At 64.5% G+C, this 14,781-nt stretch carries 19 protein-coding genes; 2 read left to right on the forward strand and 17 right to left on the reverse strand.

Features of this window, described 5'->3' with window-relative positions:
* Positions 1–3: 3 nt before the first annotated feature.
* The 15 genes from ACFWF1_RS01370 to ACFWF1_RS01440 form a co-directional block, all read right to left on the reverse strand.
* A complete protein-coding gene (locus ACFWF1_RS01370; RefSeq protein WP_379284050.1) occupies positions 4–1,623 on the reverse strand; it encodes a phage tail protein in 1,620 nt (539 codons plus the stop codon).
* Positions 1,623–2,516, reverse strand: coding sequence for a phage tail protein (locus tag ACFWF1_RS01375; RefSeq protein ID WP_379284049.1), 894 nt, complete (start codon positions 2,514–2,516; stop codon positions 1,623–1,625). Before ACFWF1_RS01375 ends, ACFWF1_RS01370 begins: the two co-directional genes overlap by 1 nt.
* A complete protein-coding gene (locus tag ACFWF1_RS01380) occupies positions 2,513–5,032 on the reverse strand; it encodes a hypothetical protein (RefSeq protein ID WP_379284048.1) in 2,520 nt (839 codons plus the stop codon). The genes ACFWF1_RS01375 and ACFWF1_RS01380 overlap by 4 nt, the downstream gene beginning before the upstream one ends.
* Before the next feature lie 62 nt (positions 5,033–5,094).
* Positions 5,095–5,409, reverse strand: a complete 315-nt coding sequence (locus ACFWF1_RS01385) for a DUF5361 domain-containing protein (RefSeq protein ID WP_379284047.1) — start codon at positions 5,407–5,409, stop codon at positions 5,095–5,097.
* A 62-nt stretch (positions 5,410–5,471) separates the two neighbouring features.
* Positions 5,472–5,762 carry a hypothetical protein gene (locus ACFWF1_RS01390; RefSeq protein ID WP_379284046.1) on the reverse strand — a complete coding sequence of 97 codons (291 nt, stop codon included), beginning with the start codon at positions 5,760–5,762 and terminating at the stop codon, positions 5,472–5,474.
* A gap of 126 nt (positions 5,763–5,888) precedes the next feature.
* Positions 5,889–6,476: a hypothetical protein gene (locus tag ACFWF1_RS01395; protein ID WP_379284045.1), complete on the reverse strand. Its 588-nt coding sequence runs from the start codon at positions 6,474–6,476 to the stop codon at positions 5,889–5,891.
* A gap of 156 nt (positions 6,477–6,632) precedes the next feature.
* A complete protein-coding gene (locus ACFWF1_RS01400) occupies positions 6,633–7,019 on the reverse strand; it encodes a hypothetical protein (RefSeq protein ID WP_379284044.1) in 387 nt (128 codons plus the stop codon).
* 50 nt (positions 7,020–7,069) lie between these two features.
* The gene (locus ACFWF1_RS01405; protein ID WP_379284043.1) at positions 7,070–7,504 is read right to left on the reverse strand and encodes a hypothetical protein; all 435 of its coding nucleotides are present in this window, start codon (positions 7,502–7,504) and stop codon (positions 7,070–7,072) included.
* 20 nt (positions 7,505–7,524) lie between these two features.
* A complete protein-coding gene (locus ACFWF1_RS01410; protein ID WP_379284042.1) occupies positions 7,525–8,133 on the reverse strand; it encodes a hypothetical protein in 609 nt (202 codons plus the stop codon).
* Between the two features lie 915 nt (positions 8,134–9,048).
* Positions 9,049–9,246: a hypothetical protein gene (locus ACFWF1_RS01415; protein ID WP_379284041.1), complete on the reverse strand. Its 198-nt coding sequence runs from the start codon at positions 9,244–9,246 to the stop codon at positions 9,049–9,051.
* A 615-nt stretch (positions 9,247–9,861) separates the two neighbouring features.
* On the reverse strand, positions 9,862–10,071 hold the full coding sequence (locus ACFWF1_RS01420) for a hypothetical protein (protein ID WP_379284040.1): 210 nt from the start codon (positions 10,069–10,071) through the stop codon (positions 9,862–9,864).
* A gap of 458 nt (positions 10,072–10,529) precedes the next feature.
* Positions 10,530–11,225: a hypothetical protein gene (locus ACFWF1_RS01425; protein WP_379284039.1), complete on the reverse strand. Its 696-nt coding sequence runs from the start codon at positions 11,223–11,225 to the stop codon at positions 10,530–10,532.
* A gap of 40 nt (positions 11,226–11,265) precedes the next feature.
* Positions 11,266–12,060 (reverse strand): hypothetical protein, encoded by a 795-nt coding sequence (locus tag ACFWF1_RS01430; protein ID WP_379284038.1) that lies wholly within the window; start codon positions 12,058–12,060, stop codon positions 11,266–11,268.
* Entirely contained in the window at positions 12,060–12,842 is a 783-nt protein-coding gene (locus ACFWF1_RS01435) for a hypothetical protein (protein WP_379284037.1), read from the reverse strand. Before ACFWF1_RS01435 ends, ACFWF1_RS01430 begins: the two co-directional genes overlap by 1 nt.
* Before the next feature lie 90 nt (positions 12,843–12,932).
* Positions 12,933–13,250 carry a hypothetical protein gene (locus ACFWF1_RS01440; protein WP_379284036.1) on the reverse strand — a complete coding sequence of 106 codons (318 nt, stop codon included), beginning with the start codon at positions 13,248–13,250 and terminating at the stop codon, positions 12,933–12,935.
* Between the two features lie 92 nt (positions 13,251–13,342).
* Between ACFWF1_RS01440 and ACFWF1_RS01445 the strand changes: the two genes are divergently transcribed.
* Entirely contained in the window at positions 13,343–13,486 is a 144-nt protein-coding gene (locus ACFWF1_RS01445; protein WP_379284035.1) for a hypothetical protein, read from the forward strand.
* A 121-nt stretch (positions 13,487–13,607) separates the two neighbouring features.
* On the opposite strand, the gene ACFWF1_RS01450 is transcribed toward ACFWF1_RS01445, so the two are convergent.
* Positions 13,608–13,832: a hypothetical protein gene (locus ACFWF1_RS01450; RefSeq protein ID WP_379284034.1), complete on the reverse strand. Its 225-nt coding sequence runs from the start codon at positions 13,830–13,832 to the stop codon at positions 13,608–13,610.
* A gap of 143 nt (positions 13,833–13,975) precedes the next feature.
* On the opposite strand from ACFWF1_RS01450, the gene ACFWF1_RS01455 reads away from it, so the two are divergent.
* A complete protein-coding gene (locus tag ACFWF1_RS01455; RefSeq protein WP_191093744.1) occupies positions 13,976–14,233 on the forward strand; it encodes a helix-turn-helix domain-containing protein in 258 nt (85 codons plus the stop codon).
* A gap of 191 nt (positions 14,234–14,424) precedes the next feature.
* Here ACFWF1_RS01455 and ACFWF1_RS01460 read toward each other — a convergent pair whose 3' ends face one another.
* Positions 14,425–14,682, reverse strand: a complete 258-nt coding sequence (locus ACFWF1_RS01460; protein WP_379284033.1) for a hypothetical protein — start codon at positions 14,680–14,682, stop codon at positions 14,425–14,427.
* Positions 14,683–14,781 lie beyond the last annotated feature (99 nt).

The raw sequence follows: 14,781 nt of genomic DNA on the forward strand, positions 1-14,781 counted from the left end.
GGCTCAGAAGATGAGCAGGTCGAGATCGGCGCCGACGTCGGTAGCCAGATCCTTGATCGCGGCGGCGACGCGGCCGAGCCGCTGCCAGGCCTTGACGATCGAATCCTCTTCATCGGATCCGTCGCCGACCACGATGTGCCATTTCGCGGGGGTCTCGCGGTCGTCGGTGAAGGTCAGCTCGGTCACGTAATCGGTGAAGATCTGGCCGTCCAGGGCGAAGCCGATCTGGTCGCCGAGCCCGTAGTCCTTACCGAGGATGTAGGGAGCGTTGTCCTCCACGCTCACCCGCTTGCTGGTGTAGCCGCGGGTCAGGTGGATGCCCTGGCGGGCGGCAACCAAGCCGTCCAGGTTGAAGGCCTTGTCGCTACCCGAGATATACAACTCGCGGAAGGCATACGGCCCGGCGGCGTGCACCCGCTCCATATCGCGGTAGACATTCCATGCGAGGAACACGTCGTTGAGCTGACCGCGGTAGAGCCAGCCGAGCCCGATCAGTGACAGCAACCCCTTGATCACGACCTCGATGCCCGCGTTCACCCAGCCGGGCGATCGGCCGCCGACGATGATGTCGGTGGCGGTGGGCTTGTGCAGTGCGATCTCGGACTTCCCGATACCGGAGTACTCCCCTTCGAAGTACCACACCCACGGGAAGTTTCGGATGGTGCCCTGACTGAGCTGCTCGCCGTACACCGCTTCGTATTCGGTGGCGGAGTTCAAATTCGGGTAGCGCTTGGGCGTGGTGCCGTCGCCCGCGAATTCCTCGAACCAGGAACGGATTCCGTCGAGCAGCGTGCCGGTCGCACCGGTGACACCGGACTTGTCCTCCGTCTCGAGCACGACGGTCGGCCGATCCAGGTAGAACCACTCCGGCGCGGGCTGTTCGTCCTCCCCGGGCAGGAAGAACCTGGCGGTCAGCATGACCCCGGAGTCTTCGAGCATGGGTGCGAACAACTTGTCCGCCATGTCGAAGCGCGCCGATGCCGCACTCCATTTGCTGGTGTCGTGCAGCGGATCCACCGGGACGACAGCGATCGGGAAAAGCAGGTTGCCGGTGTCGCCCCACTCCGGCAAGCCGGCATCCCGGGGTGGCACCCAGCCCGGCGCCTGCAGGCGCATCAGGTTGGTCGTCAGGTAGTTGGTGATGATGGTGCGGACCGGCCCGAACTGGATCATATGCCGCGGGAACTGCGCGAGGATCGGCGCGAAAGGACTTGCCCAGCAACAGATCGTCGCGATGTGGTTCCAGCAGTGGATGGCTTCGATGTCGACGGTTTCGACACCGTAGTCGTCTCGGACGATCGACGCCTTGGTGATGTAGCCGTCCCAGCGAAAACCCCTGGTGTTCACGGTGATCGGGATGGTGGCGTCTTCATGGTCGGTGTTGTTGAACAGGTGGTCGAAGTGGACCATGTCGCGCGGGCAGATCATCTTGAGTCCGCCCGGCGCATTGCGGGGATAGGTGAATTCCAGCGAGAGGTAGCTGTGCTCCTCGCCGACCTCCTGCATCCATTTGTCCCAATAGCGCACCAGGACATCGGGATCGCGCAGCGATTCCTGCTCGTCCTTGTACGCCTTGTCCATGTGCAGGGCCTCGGCCTGCGGGTCCCATGCCGGCATGCTCATCAGAACGGCCTCGACGATCGCGGCGTGACCGAGACGATCAGACTGGACTGCACAGTGCCGCCATCGACCTGCACGATGATGTCGGTGGCACTCCATTGCGGCAGCGCGGCGAGCCATCGGCGACCGGCCAGCCGGCCCCAGACGTTCTCGAATATCGTCGAATTCCCGGAGTACAGGCGGGCGGTGCGGTGCCGCGGATGCGTATCGATCCGCAGCGTCTGGCCGGCCGTCAGCCGCGGCGTATGCACCAGCCGGGGTTGGGCGTCGCCCGTCGGATCCAGAATCGCCCAACGACCTGGGCCATTCATCGTGTACCGTGGCCAGGCAGGCTGATCGGCCGCGTTGCGCGCCCGCACTTTGCCCTCGTTGAGTGCCGAAGTGTTGGTCCACACCGCGGTCTCGTCGAAATGCCGTTCCAGTGGGTCCATCGCCGTCGCCGACATCTTGTACAGCGCAAGGGCATTACGTGCCGGATCGATCTCACCGACGGCTTCGGGTGCGCTGTCGAGCTGCACCTGCTGGAATCGCCAGCCTTGATGACGGGTGTAAAACCCGATGGTGGACGGCTTGTCGGTGGACCAGCCGCGGAACCAGGCGTCGTGCACCGCGTAGAAGTCCCGAACCGGATTGGCACCAGGGCTTTTCGCGGATTGGGAGATCACGGCGATGAAATCCCATTCCTTCTTCGCCCGGACCGACCGCTGGAAGGTCGCGCCGTCCTGGCGGGCGCCCTCGTTGACGAGCAGTTGCACCGGGGCGAACATGAATCCGGTCTGGTTCGAGAGCCGCACGCCTTCCCGACCGGCATTCGAACCGGACAGGTGCCACACCCTGCCGTTGATGTCCCACAGGACGACCTTCGTGTACTGGCTGTCCAGTAACTGGTGGGTCATCGGCCGAGCCCTCCTCCGCGTTGTTGCGCCACCGAGCGACGCCGGCGAACCCGCTCCACCGCGATGGCGGCGCTCTTGGGGTCCATGCCGTTGAAGTTGTAGATGTCTCCCCGGGCGGTGCGACCGCCCGGACCCTTGGCCAGGTTGGTCAGGCCGAAACCACTGCCGAGCTCCTCTTTCGCCGCGCCGGCCGCGATTTCGATCGGCTTGGTGACGAACTCCGCGGCGGTGCCGGCGACTACCGAACCGATCATCGAGCCGATCGCGGGAGCCAGCGCACCCAGTGGACCGAGGAACGGGGCGACCAATGTCCCGGCCGCCGTACCGAGCGTGCTGCCGACCGTGGACGCCGCGCCCTTGATCGCGCCGGTGATACCGCCGACCACGCCGTGCTGCTGCAGGCCGCTGATGCCGCCTTGCAAGGCGGCGAGGCCAGTCCGCTGATCGTCGGTCATCTCCGGCGTCGGAGCCTGTGTGCCCGTTGGGTTCCAGTCGACGCCGGTGTACTTCTTGACTACCGAGGCGATGCTCGACGACCACTTACCTTCGGGATCGGCGCTCTTGTAGATATCGCCGAGCGCGTCGCCCTGCGCGGCGCCGAATTGGGCGCCTGCTTCGATGATCTGGTTGCCGTTCTCGCCGAGCAGCGGCGCGAACGTGGCGGCCGCGTCTCCGCCGAGCTTGCCGCCTGCGACGTTGAGGAAATCTTTGAAGCTGCTCTTCGTCGGGTCGTAGATCTCGTCGCTCAGCGCGAGAGATTGCGCGCCGAATCCGGCCGCGCCGACCGACGGTGTTCCCGCAGTCGGTGAATCACTCTGCGGTACAAGATTATTCGGCGCCTCGAGGGAATTGTCCCCCGGGATGACCGACCCATCACTCGGCGCGCCCTGCAGACCGTTCTTCGCCGGCCGGTTGCGGACCAGGTACGAACCTGTCGGAGACTGCCGAGCAGTCGACGGACTGGCACCGTAGCTGTAACTCGACGCGCCGCCACCGGAATACGAGGCCCGCGAGCCGGACGCGTCAGCACCCGATTCCGTCTGTCGCGGCACGAACGAATTCCCGTCCTCGCCGCCTGCGGTTTCCCCGGTACCGAGGCTGGTCGGCCCGCTGGCACCGAGGCCGCCGGTTTCGCCGGACAACGTCATCGATGCGGACAGGCTGCCGCCGAACTTCGAGCCGATCAGACTGCCTAGCTGCTCGCCGATCACCGGCGCCAACTCGCCTGCCGGGCCTAGCGCCGGTGCGAGCACCGAGCCCAATGCCGCACCGACCCGGCCGCCCGCCTCTGTTGCCGCGCCGACGATCCCCTGCGCCAGCGCATTGGACAACGATCCGAGCTGACTGAGGCCCTCGGACTGACGGGGCGTGTTATCGGTCGACGCGGTCCCGATCGGAGCCTGATACGCGCGACCGAAGCCGAGCGCCTCCGGCGTGCCCTGGGTCCGCACCTGCATGGCGGCGCCCAGCGGATTGGGTTCACCGAGACCGACCGGATCCGAGCTGGTCGCCGACTCCCGGGTCGGGGACGCCGCGGTGCCTCCGGACCCGAACACCGAGCTCAACATGCCGCCCGGCCCGAATGCGGGCGCGATTACCGAACCGAGCGCGGCACCGGCGGCGCCGCCCGCGTTGATGGCGGCATTTCCGATGCCGCCCAATGCATCTGCGACCAAGCCGAACAGACCGAAGTCTTGCGGACGGAAGGCCGCGTCGGATCCGGCCGTGCCGATCGGGCTGCGAAGCAGTTCCCGCCACCGCTGTGCCGCCGAACCCTCGGCGCCGACCAGACCACCGTCCGCGAAGCCCGGCAGCATGCCGCCCAGGTAGGACGCGGACGGCACCCACCCGCCATTGATCGCGGCCAGCAGCGGCAACGTATCGGACGTCGCCGCGGCATTGACCACGAACTCGCCGGGTGACAACCGAGCGAGCACCCGATCGTCCCGCGACCCACCCGGGCCTGACACTATGCCGCCGCTCGCGAACCGCTGCGGCGTCCGGCCCCCGATACCCGAGTCGGGCACGCCCGATTCATCGACTATCTCGTCGCCGGAGTTGTTGTCGCCCTTGCGATCCTGCACCGGATTGGACAGGGTGGCCGTCGAGCTGACCCGGACGATCCTGGTCCGGGTCCTGCCGCCTTTCGCTTCCGGGTCATAGCGGTTGAGCGCGCCGGCGGCGATCCAGTTGGTGAAGAACCTCGGTACCGCGCCGAGGATTTCGTGGAAAGCCTTGGCCAGCGAACCGATCTGAACGGAATCACCGGTGATTCCGTTCGCGGATACCGACGAATCGCCGGCTACCAGAATCGGATCGTCACCGGGGAGGGTGATGATCGAGGTCCCGGTGACCTTCCCGCCCTCCCAGACCGCACCGCTCGGCAGCGTGACCTTGTGCCCGGGGGCGGGCTGGCCGCTGTTGGCCATGGCGAGGATGTCCGGCATCGCCATGACCGGCGGGCGTGTGGTCGAAGGGCTCTTCGAGTCCGGCGGAGTCCGCACATCGGAGCTCATTTGTTTCTCCACATTCGCATCTACTTTCTCGGCCGCTTGCGCAGATCAACCCCCGCGCGCTGTTACTCGTCCCAGTCGAGGAACTTGTTCATCTCGCCGATCCCGGTGGCCGTGCCGATTCGCTCGCGACCGGACTTCACGCCGGGGCGCGGCACGAGTTCCGGACGGTTGCGCCCGTTCCTCGCGTCGTCGGTCTTCGCCCAGACAAGCCAGCGCAGTGAGTCGGTGATGTCGGCCAGCAAGAACTGGTCGAGTTGCCAGCGGTGGCCTTCGGGGTTCATCGCGCGAAACAGCGCGGATTCGGTGGGCAGCCATCTGATGATCGCCTTGAGCTCACGCCAGCCGAGCACCTCGGTGCCGAGCTGATGCCGGCGCAAGCCGAGCGTGATCAGGTCGTATTCGATTGCCTCGCCATGCTCTTCGAGAAGGGCATCGAGGCTTAGGATTCCCCCAGGTTGACTCCGGAGTGGGTGCGCCATGCGTCGAGCAGCTCGTGGTAGGCCTCCGGATCCATCTCGTCCAGCACGGCGAGCGACTCAGCGGACAGCGTCAGCTCCAGCAGTGTGTACATCGCGTCGACGTCGCCGAGGCGGCGGATGCGACGGATCAGGCCCGGCTTGAGATAAGACAGCGATGGCAGGTGCAGCTCGGCACCGTCCACCTGGTAGACGAAGTCGTCCTTCACCTGGACCGGACGGTTGAGGGTGATCGGAGCTTTCGGGGAAGTCATTGGTTCGCAGACCCTTTCATGACGTTAATAGGTGCGCAGGTAGTGGAATTTGTTCGGAAATAAGGGCCCAACGGCGGCGGGCGGGCCTGCGCGTAGGTGTTTGACCCGCCGCCGTTGGGGGCTTTATCAGGCGGCGGTCTTGATGCCGTCGTCGAGGTAGCGGAAGGCCTTGATGCCTTCGTCGTTCTTGAACGCCTCGATGGTGATGTTGAAACCGGCCAGTTCCTTGGACACGAACTTGCGCTCCTGGACCTGCGAGATCGAGGCATTCGGCAGCACGATGCGCATCTTCTTGTCCTGGCTCAGCATGTCGAACACCCAGGCGCGGCGCGGCAGCACCTTGCCGGTCTCCTGGATCGTGTACAGCTTGCCGGAGGTCGGCGTCGCGGGGGTGGGGACAACGCTGCCGTCGCCGAACACCTGAGTCAGGACATCCTCGTCCCACACCGCGTACAGGGTGAGGCCGAAGCGGACCGAATGCTCGGTCTGCAGATTGGCGATGATGTCGGCGTTCCAGTCCTTGATCTGTTCGATCTTGCGCTCGCCCTTGGACTCGATACCGTCCTCGGAGACGTAGCCGAGCGGCTTGAACGCGTCGACCGGCTTGGCGCTCGCCCCGACCGGCAGCAGAGTGTTGATCGGGGCAACGAGCACACCGCCGGAGACGGAGACCGGAGTACCGGTACCGATGTACTTGCTGGAAGGTGCAGCCATGTTGTTTTCTCCCTTGGGATTGTTGCGCAGGCCCATGGGAATTGGTTATTCAGTTGTGGCTCCCATGAGGGGGAGTCAGGCGAGGAGCAAGCCTCGCACGTTTGAGGTAGCCGCCCATTCCCAGAGCTGGGAAGCGGCGAGCTGATGCGGTTCGGGTCAGTAGACCTGGGTAGCGGGTCGATCGTCGGAAACGGCGAATCCGCCCCAATCGACGATCTCGTAGCCTTGGTCGTAGCCGGCAAGCATCGAGACGAGCAGCTGCTTCACGGTCTGCTGGCCCCAGGTATTCCTGTAGAAGACCTGACTGCCTCGCAAGTCGTCGCCGGACGCGTAACTGACTACGCAGTCCGGCCAATAGAATCTGGCCTGGACCTGCGAGAACTGTTCGCTGCCCACCTGATTGATCGGGTGGATGTCGAAGAGATAGGCGCTGGGGCCGGAATTGCCGGGAACGCGGACGAGCCGCGCATACCGAAATGGCTCGGCAATCCACTTCACCAGAAGCGTTTCATCCTTCTTGAGGCTGATTTCACGCTGTGTCACTGCATTTCCTCCTTGCACAGACGTTCAGTTATCCTGCGTTGCTGGATGATTCAGGCGACTTTGCCGCGCACGATCAGGTCCGCGACGATTACCTGCCGAGGGGCCGCGGTCGCCGGGTCGGCGTCGTTCTCGATGCCGACATCTTCGAAGTACTCGCACCACACGGTGCCGAGGTAACCCGGCGCGGCAGCCGAAAGGATGGCGCGGACCAGGCCGGCCAAATCAGCTGCGGCGCCGGAATCGTCGGTGCATTCGAGAACGACACGAGGACGATCCAAGATCAGGCTCGGGCCACGGCGACCCTCGCGGTCTTCGATGTCCTGCCGGCGCGCTCGGTCATTACGCTTGACCCGCACCATGCGTGGCGGCCGTGGCTCCGGAATCCGGGTGACCACCTTCGCGGTGTCCGAAGCGGCGGCGAGTTGCGCGGTCAGGTAATCGACCAGTGTTTTCTCGATGTCGGGGAACACGATTCGTTCAGTCATCGCGCTACCACCTTTCGTGGCTATGGCTCTTGCCGGGCTTGCTCGATCCGCTGACGCAGTTGATCGACGACTCCCGCATAGGCTTCGGTCTTGGTCGCGGCGTCGAAGGACAGGCCGCGGGGATGGACGGCGTACCAGCGGCCGTCGTCGGTCTGGTTGACCTGGATGTCGTCGAGGTCGTAGAACGACTCGGGATCCGGTACGGGCCACTCACCGTTCTCGTCTTTGGTGACGTGCAGGCCGGTATCGAACGCACCGGGCGCACCACCCGGCGTAGCCGCCCAGCGGATCTCCTCCAATTCGGGATGCACTCGCACACCGCGCTTTACGAGATATTCGGCGACCCGCGTCGCCTGCTTCATGCCGGTCACCGTCGGTTCCGCTGTCTTGGGCGACTGCTTGCTCTGCCATTGCGGAAGATGGATCACCGACAGTTCCTCGGCCAGCGCCTTCACCTGCGGATCCAGCTCCGCGGTGTCCACTGACTCAGCGAGCTTCCCACTCAGCGCCTGCTGGATGAACGCCAGGAACTCCGGAGTAACCAGCTGTCCGGCATCGGTCTGCACGTACTCCGGCGGCGGTTGATGATTGGCGAACTGGATGGATTCGACAATTTTCTTGTCAGACATGCTGTTCCCTCATGAATTGCCTCCGAATGTGGGCATGAAAAAAGCCCGACCTGTAGCAGGATCGGGCTCGGCTAGCGTGTGTGGCGAGTGCGAATCAACTCGCGGGTGTTCTTCAAGGAGTGCCCGAGGCTCCCCCCTTCGGAGCCTCGGGCGCGACCAGAACTTCGCGGCTCGGCATGAGCCACGAAGTTGCGGTCGGTGTATCCCCTTCGCGTTGATCGCCTCACCACCGTTCGATGGATGGCGATCATCCCCTCGCGACCTCCGCCTGCGCCGCTGCCGTTCGGAGCGGTACAGCGGAGGTACGGCAGCTGCGACTGCCGATACACAGTGGTATCACATGATGGGACGAGAGAGCGAAATCCGTTTCCCGGCAACGACAAGTGGAGTTAGCCAGTGTGTAGCAGACTCGGAGGTGATCACGTTGCCGGCAGGGCGCGGCCGCAGCATCCGCCTCGAGCGGACAAGTTCTCTCGAACATCGCAACATGTCTCGCCGGTTTACAACCAGCCTATGCGGGGTAGCTACGTTCGAATGACTTCGCGACGGCGGTATCCGGTGCGGCAGACACCGATCGAATCGGGTTGAGCCACTTACCGGAAGGCATGACGTCGGAATCCCGTGGGTCGACAGCAGCTATCCGTCGGTAAACTCAGAGACAAGAGTCACAGCCATATCTCGTAACGATATCGGCAAAATTTCGATTGTTCCGACCTCTGTTTACTTGCCCAGAGACTGGCCCGAAATCTTGTGCCTATTGCACGACAGTCGCCACTTATTGTAAATGACAATGCTTTTCGACACTGCCTATGTCGACCAGATCACAGGCCGAGGAGCGGCAGGATCAGGGGTGCGAGATCGTAGGCCAGTTTCAGCAAGTCGAGGATGATGGTGAGCATGGGTTCACCTCCTCTCTCAGTGACGGCGGGATGAGTCCGGCACGATGCGGCCCGCGGTGATCAATGCACTGAAGGCCAGCGCTTTTCGGCGGCAATGCTCGGTCGAGCAGGCGCGGTGGACCCGCATCGACTCGTGCGCCTTGGCGATGGTGAGTGGTGCTGCGGGGGTGGCGTGGTCGGCCATGTCGAGCAGTTCCGCGACGGTGTTGTCCATGTCAGACCTCGGATAGTCGAAAGATCCACGGCACCAAAGATTTCGCGGCGCGGCGTGGCAGGCTTGAGCCCCACCCCCGATCAGGGGGTGTATCGGGGGTGGGACGAAACGCCCCGGTCGCTTCTTCGGTCTGCTACCGCGAGCGCGAGAGTCGGCGGGAGACTGGAGCGGAAACCGGGGCGGGTATGTGGCAAGCTCTTGCCCGCTTGTCGTCGATCTCGAAGAGGTTTCGGGGGCATGCCACATGTCGAGGGCGGAGCGAAATACGCTCTGCTGCTTCATCGTTCGCGGCCCCGCCCACCAGAGTGGACGGGGCCGCGAAGGATAGAAGTATGAAAGTGATTGGTAGTGAGGAAGTTTCCCGGAAAGTTCCGGGTGAGGGCGCAGCTCTGGCGCTGCACAAAGCTTCACCTAAAGCGCGGCGGATGTCAACCCCCGGATACGAATCGGGCTCGAATTCGCAGGTAGGCGGCCACTTTTGAGCAGTCCGAGCCGGACTGCCGGGTGCCCGGAAACGACAATTGCCCCACCTCCTGCGAGGTGGGGCAATCATGTCTGCCCTCCGAGCCGATATGCCGTCCGGTGTGGATCAAGGCATATCGGTGTCTTCAATTACTACTTCGCTGCCCCCGAGCCCGTGTTCAGCGCCTTGATGAGATCGACAAGCACATCGGATGAACCGGTGCCCTTGTCCGCCACGTTGCCCTTGGCATCGGCGCTGAGGCTGGCGGAGCCCGTGTCGGCGGCCGAGGCCAGGCCGGAACCGGCCAGGATGATGCCGGCGCTAGCCGCGAACACAACGCCGAACACGCGAATCTTGCTCATCTGGAAATCTTCCCCTTGAAGAATTGAACCCTCCATCGGCGACCTGCTGGTCGTCGAGCAAGATTTTTCTATCACAAGGATTCGTCGGTCAGCGACCTTTCGGCCACACCGTTGACTACGGTGCCATTGCCCATCGATAACGGGGCATGCACAGTGAGGACTTCGGAACAATACCTGCGAATCTGGTGTCTTACTGCGACTTCTACGGCCATCCGGCCGATGCAGGGTCAAAATCTACATATCGGCATGTTGACGCCCGGCCAGTAGCACACGGAAGGCGAAGCGTCTCAAACCCGCGAACCGGTATCCAGCAACTCCAGAGCACGAATCCACGGGCAGCCGACTCGATTTCGAGTACCCAGCAATTCAGAGGTTATGTTGTGATTCATTTCATATGGAAGCACTGTAACTTTCGTCTACCACGACCGATTGAACTGCGGATCTTGTTTCAAGACACATCAATTCGAGTCTTTCGCGTGGACCGAGGATCGACGCCGCGTCGGATACAGCAGATGTTCGTCCAATACCGCACCGACGGTGTACAACTCCGGCCACCCCGGCGCCCACGGTCCAGGAAGCGGCGCGATTCTTCCTGCGCTCCTGAGTGTTTGAATCCGACGTACAGTCAACCCTTGATACTGCGCACCGAGCTCCTTTGCCAGCGAGGCGATCCCGGACGCGTTGAGCCGATGCCGACGGGCCTGCTCCACCATCCCTTCGTCCAGGACCACCGGCGCCGCCGGCGGGCAAACGATGCACAGCGCGGCCTGCACCACCGTCCGGATCTCCTCAGACGCCCCCTCCGCACCCTCGGTCATAGCCAGCGCGATGAGGTTTCGGTCGAGCCAGCGCGCGAGGCCCGGCGTGGCCGGTGACCCGGCGTAGTCGAGGCCGCGCTGCTCGCACACCAGCCGCACCCAGGACACGAGCACCGCGTGCAACTCATCGGCGGCACGCGAGGCGGCAGGGTTGTAGGGCAGCGGCTGTTCGCTCGGCCGACGGTTCATCCGGTAGTCGCCACGGGTGCTGAGCCGGGACTGCCTGGTCCTAGAAACGTCGAGATCCTCGGCGAGATCGGGGATTTCGCGGAGCAGCTCGGCGAGTGCCCGGAGTTCGGCACGGTCGAGGTAGAGGTGGTTCGGGTGCTCGGTCACCGGGAACCCGCCTTGGCAGACCATTGCGCGGTGGTGGTCGTCATGGTGTCGCTTCCTCTTCGGTGGAATGCCAGTGGTCGAGCGAGGTCACCGTGCGGTGATCGCAGCGGAGCACGGGCGGATCGGGATTGACGGCGAGCAGTTCGGCGGGTGGGTTACGCCAACCGGCGTCGTCGCACATGGCGCAGTTGCGGGCGGCCTCGCGGCGCTGGACCGCATCGGCACGCAGGTCGTCGCCGTGTGCGAGGTCCCACCGCTGTCTGGCGCGCCGGGCATCGGCGCAGGCACCGCACGGTGGTGGCGCCGGGTGATTGCGGTGGATGGAGCATTGTCGAGCCGGCGGTGCGGATCGTGCTCCCCTGGAAGAATTTCCAAGGTCATGGGCAGGGACAGGGGTTGGGAATTGCTCGGGCAGTTGGTTGACCACCGGCTGAGCGGGAGCCGAAGCTGTTGTTGCAGTGAGTGTTCGAGCATTAGGCGCAGCACTTGCTTGCGCTCGGAGCTGCCGGGCCTGCCCGGAAACCTGTCCGCCTTTGCGACCCGCGTCGGCCCGTTTCCGGCGTCGGTCTTCGATCTCGGCCTTGGACATCTGCCGTTCGGCCCAGCCGTGGAACCGGTAGCCGCCGTCGGCAGTTGTCCACAGCCCAACCTCCACAAGCTTTTTCGCCTGGGTCGCCGAGCCGAGGCCGCGCACGATCGCGGCGGGCACGAAGCCCTCGGTGAGCTGCTGCATCGACCAGGAACCCGCGCGCACCCACAGGCCCATCGCGGCATTGCCCGCCGCGACGGCCTTGGGATGGAAGCCGAGCTGGTCGTCGACCTGGAACCAGGGCATCAGCGGGCTCCCACAACCACCTCACGGTTGATCGCCTCGGCGAGCAGCCGGGCGTGGCCGTGTCGGACATAGTCCTCGGTGTGCCGCCCATCGAACAGATAGCCGCGGGCGTAGGCGATGGCGCCGCCCCAGGTGCGCCAGTTGGCCGGCGACCACCAGCGTTGCAGCTGGCGGCGGGTCGCGATCTCGATGATGCTCTGTCCCCAGCGCACCATGGCTTCCGGTCCGGACAGGCTGAAATACGCACTGAGGTCGGCGATCAGGCGCAGCGGATTCCCGGCGGGGAGCGCGGTGATCGGATCACCCGCCGCGGCAACCCAATACGTCGGGATCCCGGTGATGTTCCGCTGTCCGATCACGCCGTAGCCGCCGGGATCCTTGCCGAGGCACCGGCCGGCCGGTCGCAGCGGGTCCGCGATCAGCGCACAGGCCACCACCTCCAGGTGCGGGAACAGGCCGTTCCCGATGTCGGCGGCGAGGTCGCCCGCGATGCCTGCGCCTTGTGAATAGCCCGCCAGCAGTATCCGATTGGGCGTCGCTTCGATGGCTTCGAGCAAGGCCCGCCTGCCGATGGCGACGCTGTCGGCGAACGCGACGTGTCGTCCGTAATCCGCCGGGTAGGGCACCATTCGCACGACAAAACGCTTCGGGTCGAGGGCATCGGCGAACGCGGCGGTGATCGCATCGCCGTTCGGATTCCAGGTACCTCCGACCATCAGCACATCGATGATCTCGCCGGGAGTCGGCAACTTGCCGAATAAACGGCGGCCGAAAATGGCCACGGACCTTTACCTTTCGTCGACGACGCGACCGGATGAGCCCATGACGGAACCATCCGATCAGGTCGGAAATGAGATTCGAGGAGTGTCGGATCAGCGGGAAGCGAGGAACAGCGGGCCGGGGCGGGCTGCCGCGGTGCCACAGTGCTCGCAGGTATCTGCCGCTGCGACAGCGGTTTCCAGTCGAAGATTCGACGGATGGGTGGCGATGGCATTGCCGAGTTCGGCACACACCGGATTGGGATAGCCGTAGTCGACGTACACCATTCGGTGATCCACATCGACGATGACGCCGTGTTCGGTGGCACCGCGTTCGGCCGCGAGCCCGATGAAGGTGACGCGCGCACCGATATGGTGCCGGAATATTTCGAGAGCGGGGTTCGCGCGACGGGTTCGCGCCGGTTTTCTCACCGCGGGCTCTGTTCGTCGTCAGCAGTCGCTTCCGCGGCGCGATGCGGCGTGGCAACGAGTGTTGTACTCCGAACCCGAGATTCGCGTGGATCGTGAATGAGAACTACTGCGACGGCATGCGGTTCGCCGCCGCCGAGGTAGGGAATGCCGGAGATGCCGGGCCGCCACGCACCGAATCCGGCGAGCCGCGGCACGCTGCGCGCGACCTGATCGAGGGCCGTCGCGGCGGTAGCTGATCGATCGCTCAACACGGCTTATCCGCCTTGCGGCGCTGCGTGATTCGCGTCACAAAATGTTTGGTGCGACACGCCGGGCTCCCCAGTTGAGACGCGCCGAGCGACCGGCGGTCGGCGACGGTCATCGCCCTTCCCCCTCGTCGGGCAGCAGGTCGACAACTCGGCAATCCAGCGCCGCGGCGATCCGAACGAGTTCGTTCACCGTGAACGAGCCGTGCGCGGCAAGCAGGCTGCGCAGGTCGGATGCCGGCAGCCCGGAACATGCGGCCAGGCCCTCGAGACAAAGTCCCACGTCGGACATGGCGCGCCGCACCCTCCCGGCAACCATGTGGTCTAGGTGTTCCATACGGAGCACATTAAGGTCCGTTTGGACCTGTTGCAACTCTTTCGTGACCTTTATGGGTGAAATGCCCGGTACCTGCGGGGATCCTTGGCGTTTTTACGGCATGTCGTTTGCCAGGTAGCCATTCGGACCTCAGAATGGTCCGTATGGGTGTGGAAAAGGTACCTTCGGACATCAATCGTGCGGTCGGAGCGGAGCTCAGGGCGGCCAGGGCTCGACGGGCTCTGACGCGCCCGCAACTCGCCGCGCTGACCGGACTCGGGGTCAGCACGATCCAACGCTTCGAGAACGGCGATCGATCGCCGGACATGCAGCAGCTGCACGCACTGTGCACCGCGCTCGACATTCCGATGCGCGAGTTCGTCGCCGCAGCACTGCGCGACGTCGAACGCCCCGAGGAGTAGCGCGACCCAACCGATAATCGCCAACCACTGCCGTCGCCGCCCAGGTATCGGCGGTGCGAAAGCTACTGCGCGGGACAGTTAGTCGAACCGGCTACCGGCGAAATGTTGCGGCGCAGCACTTCACGCCCTGCAATCGGCGCCAGCGCCGTAAAGAGTCGTGCGGGCACACTGACTGCCGGCACGTGAAACGCCTACGCGCAGCGTGGATCTGCGCCGTCGACCACCACCATGTCATCGACGATCACGCCGGTTGCCGCCTCGGCGTACTGCAGCACCGCCTCGATCGGATCAACACCCATCGCCCATGCCGCGCGCACCACGTCGCACAACGTGCCACTGCCCTGCACAACTCGCAGGGCGACGTCCGCTCCGATAGCAATACCCAGCGTGCCTGCGGCGCTGCTTCCCCGCCCTGCCGCATACGGTCTGACTGAGTCGATCTGGTCCACGACTGGCATCCCCTTCACTCGCTCTACCTTGAGCCCCACTCCGAGACAGAACCGGACTGGCGTCCCGGAATCTGGCGTAGTTATATCCCATTCGCCGGG

Origin of the sequence: Nocardia sp. NPDC060255 (genome assembly GCF_042727395.1) — a bacterium.
GTDB lineage: Bacteria > Actinomycetota > Actinomycetes > Mycobacteriales > Mycobacteriaceae > Nocardia.

What these genes read in the sequence shown, in the direction of transcription:
- ACFWF1_RS01395 (WP_379284045.1), bottom strand. Translation starts at nt 6,476, where the DNA reads ATGGCTGCACCTTCCAGCAAGTACATCGGTACCGGTACTCCGGTCTCC.
- ACFWF1_RS01410 (WP_379284042.1), bottom strand. Translation starts at nt 8,133, where the DNA reads ATGTCTGACAAGAAAATTGTCGAATCCATCCAGTTCGCCAATCATCAA.
- ACFWF1_RS01430 (WP_379284038.1), bottom strand. Translation starts at nt 12,060, where the DNA reads ATGCCCTGGTTCCAGGTCGACGACCAGCTCGGCTTCCATCCCAAGGCC.
- ACFWF1_RS01450 (WP_379284034.1), bottom strand. Translation starts at nt 13,832, where the DNA reads ATGGAACACCTAGACCACATGGTTGCCGGGAGGGTGCGGCGCGCCATG.
- ACFWF1_RS01370 (WP_379284050.1), bottom strand. Translation starts at nt 1,623, where the DNA reads ATGAGCATGCCGGCATGGGACCCGCAGGCCGAGGCCCTGCACATGGAC.
- ACFWF1_RS01380 (WP_379284048.1), bottom strand. Translation starts at nt 5,032, where the DNA reads ATGAGCTCCGATGTGCGGACTCCGCCGGACTCGAAGAGCCCTTCGACC.
- ACFWF1_RS01375 (WP_379284049.1), bottom strand. Translation starts at nt 2,516, where the DNA reads ATGACCCACCAGTTACTGGACAGCCAGTACACGAAGGTCGTCCTGTGG.
- ACFWF1_RS01415 (WP_379284041.1), bottom strand. Translation starts at nt 9,246, where the DNA reads ATGGACAACACCGTCGCGGAACTGCTCGACATGGCCGACCACGCCACC.
- ACFWF1_RS01405 (WP_379284043.1), bottom strand. Translation starts at nt 7,504, where the DNA reads ATGACTGAACGAATCGTGTTCCCCGACATCGAGAAAACACTGGTCGAT.
- ACFWF1_RS01455 (WP_191093744.1), top strand. Translation starts at nt 13,976, where the DNA reads ATGGGTGTGGAAAAGGTACCTTCGGACATCAATCGTGCGGTCGGAGCG.
- ACFWF1_RS01390 (WP_379284046.1), bottom strand. Translation starts at nt 5,762, where the DNA reads ATGACTTCCCCGAAAGCTCCGATCACCCTCAACCGTCCGGTCCAGGTG.
- ACFWF1_RS01420 (WP_379284040.1), bottom strand. Translation starts at nt 10,071, where the DNA reads ATGAGCAAGATTCGCGTGTTCGGCGTTGTGTTCGCGGCTAGCGCCGGC.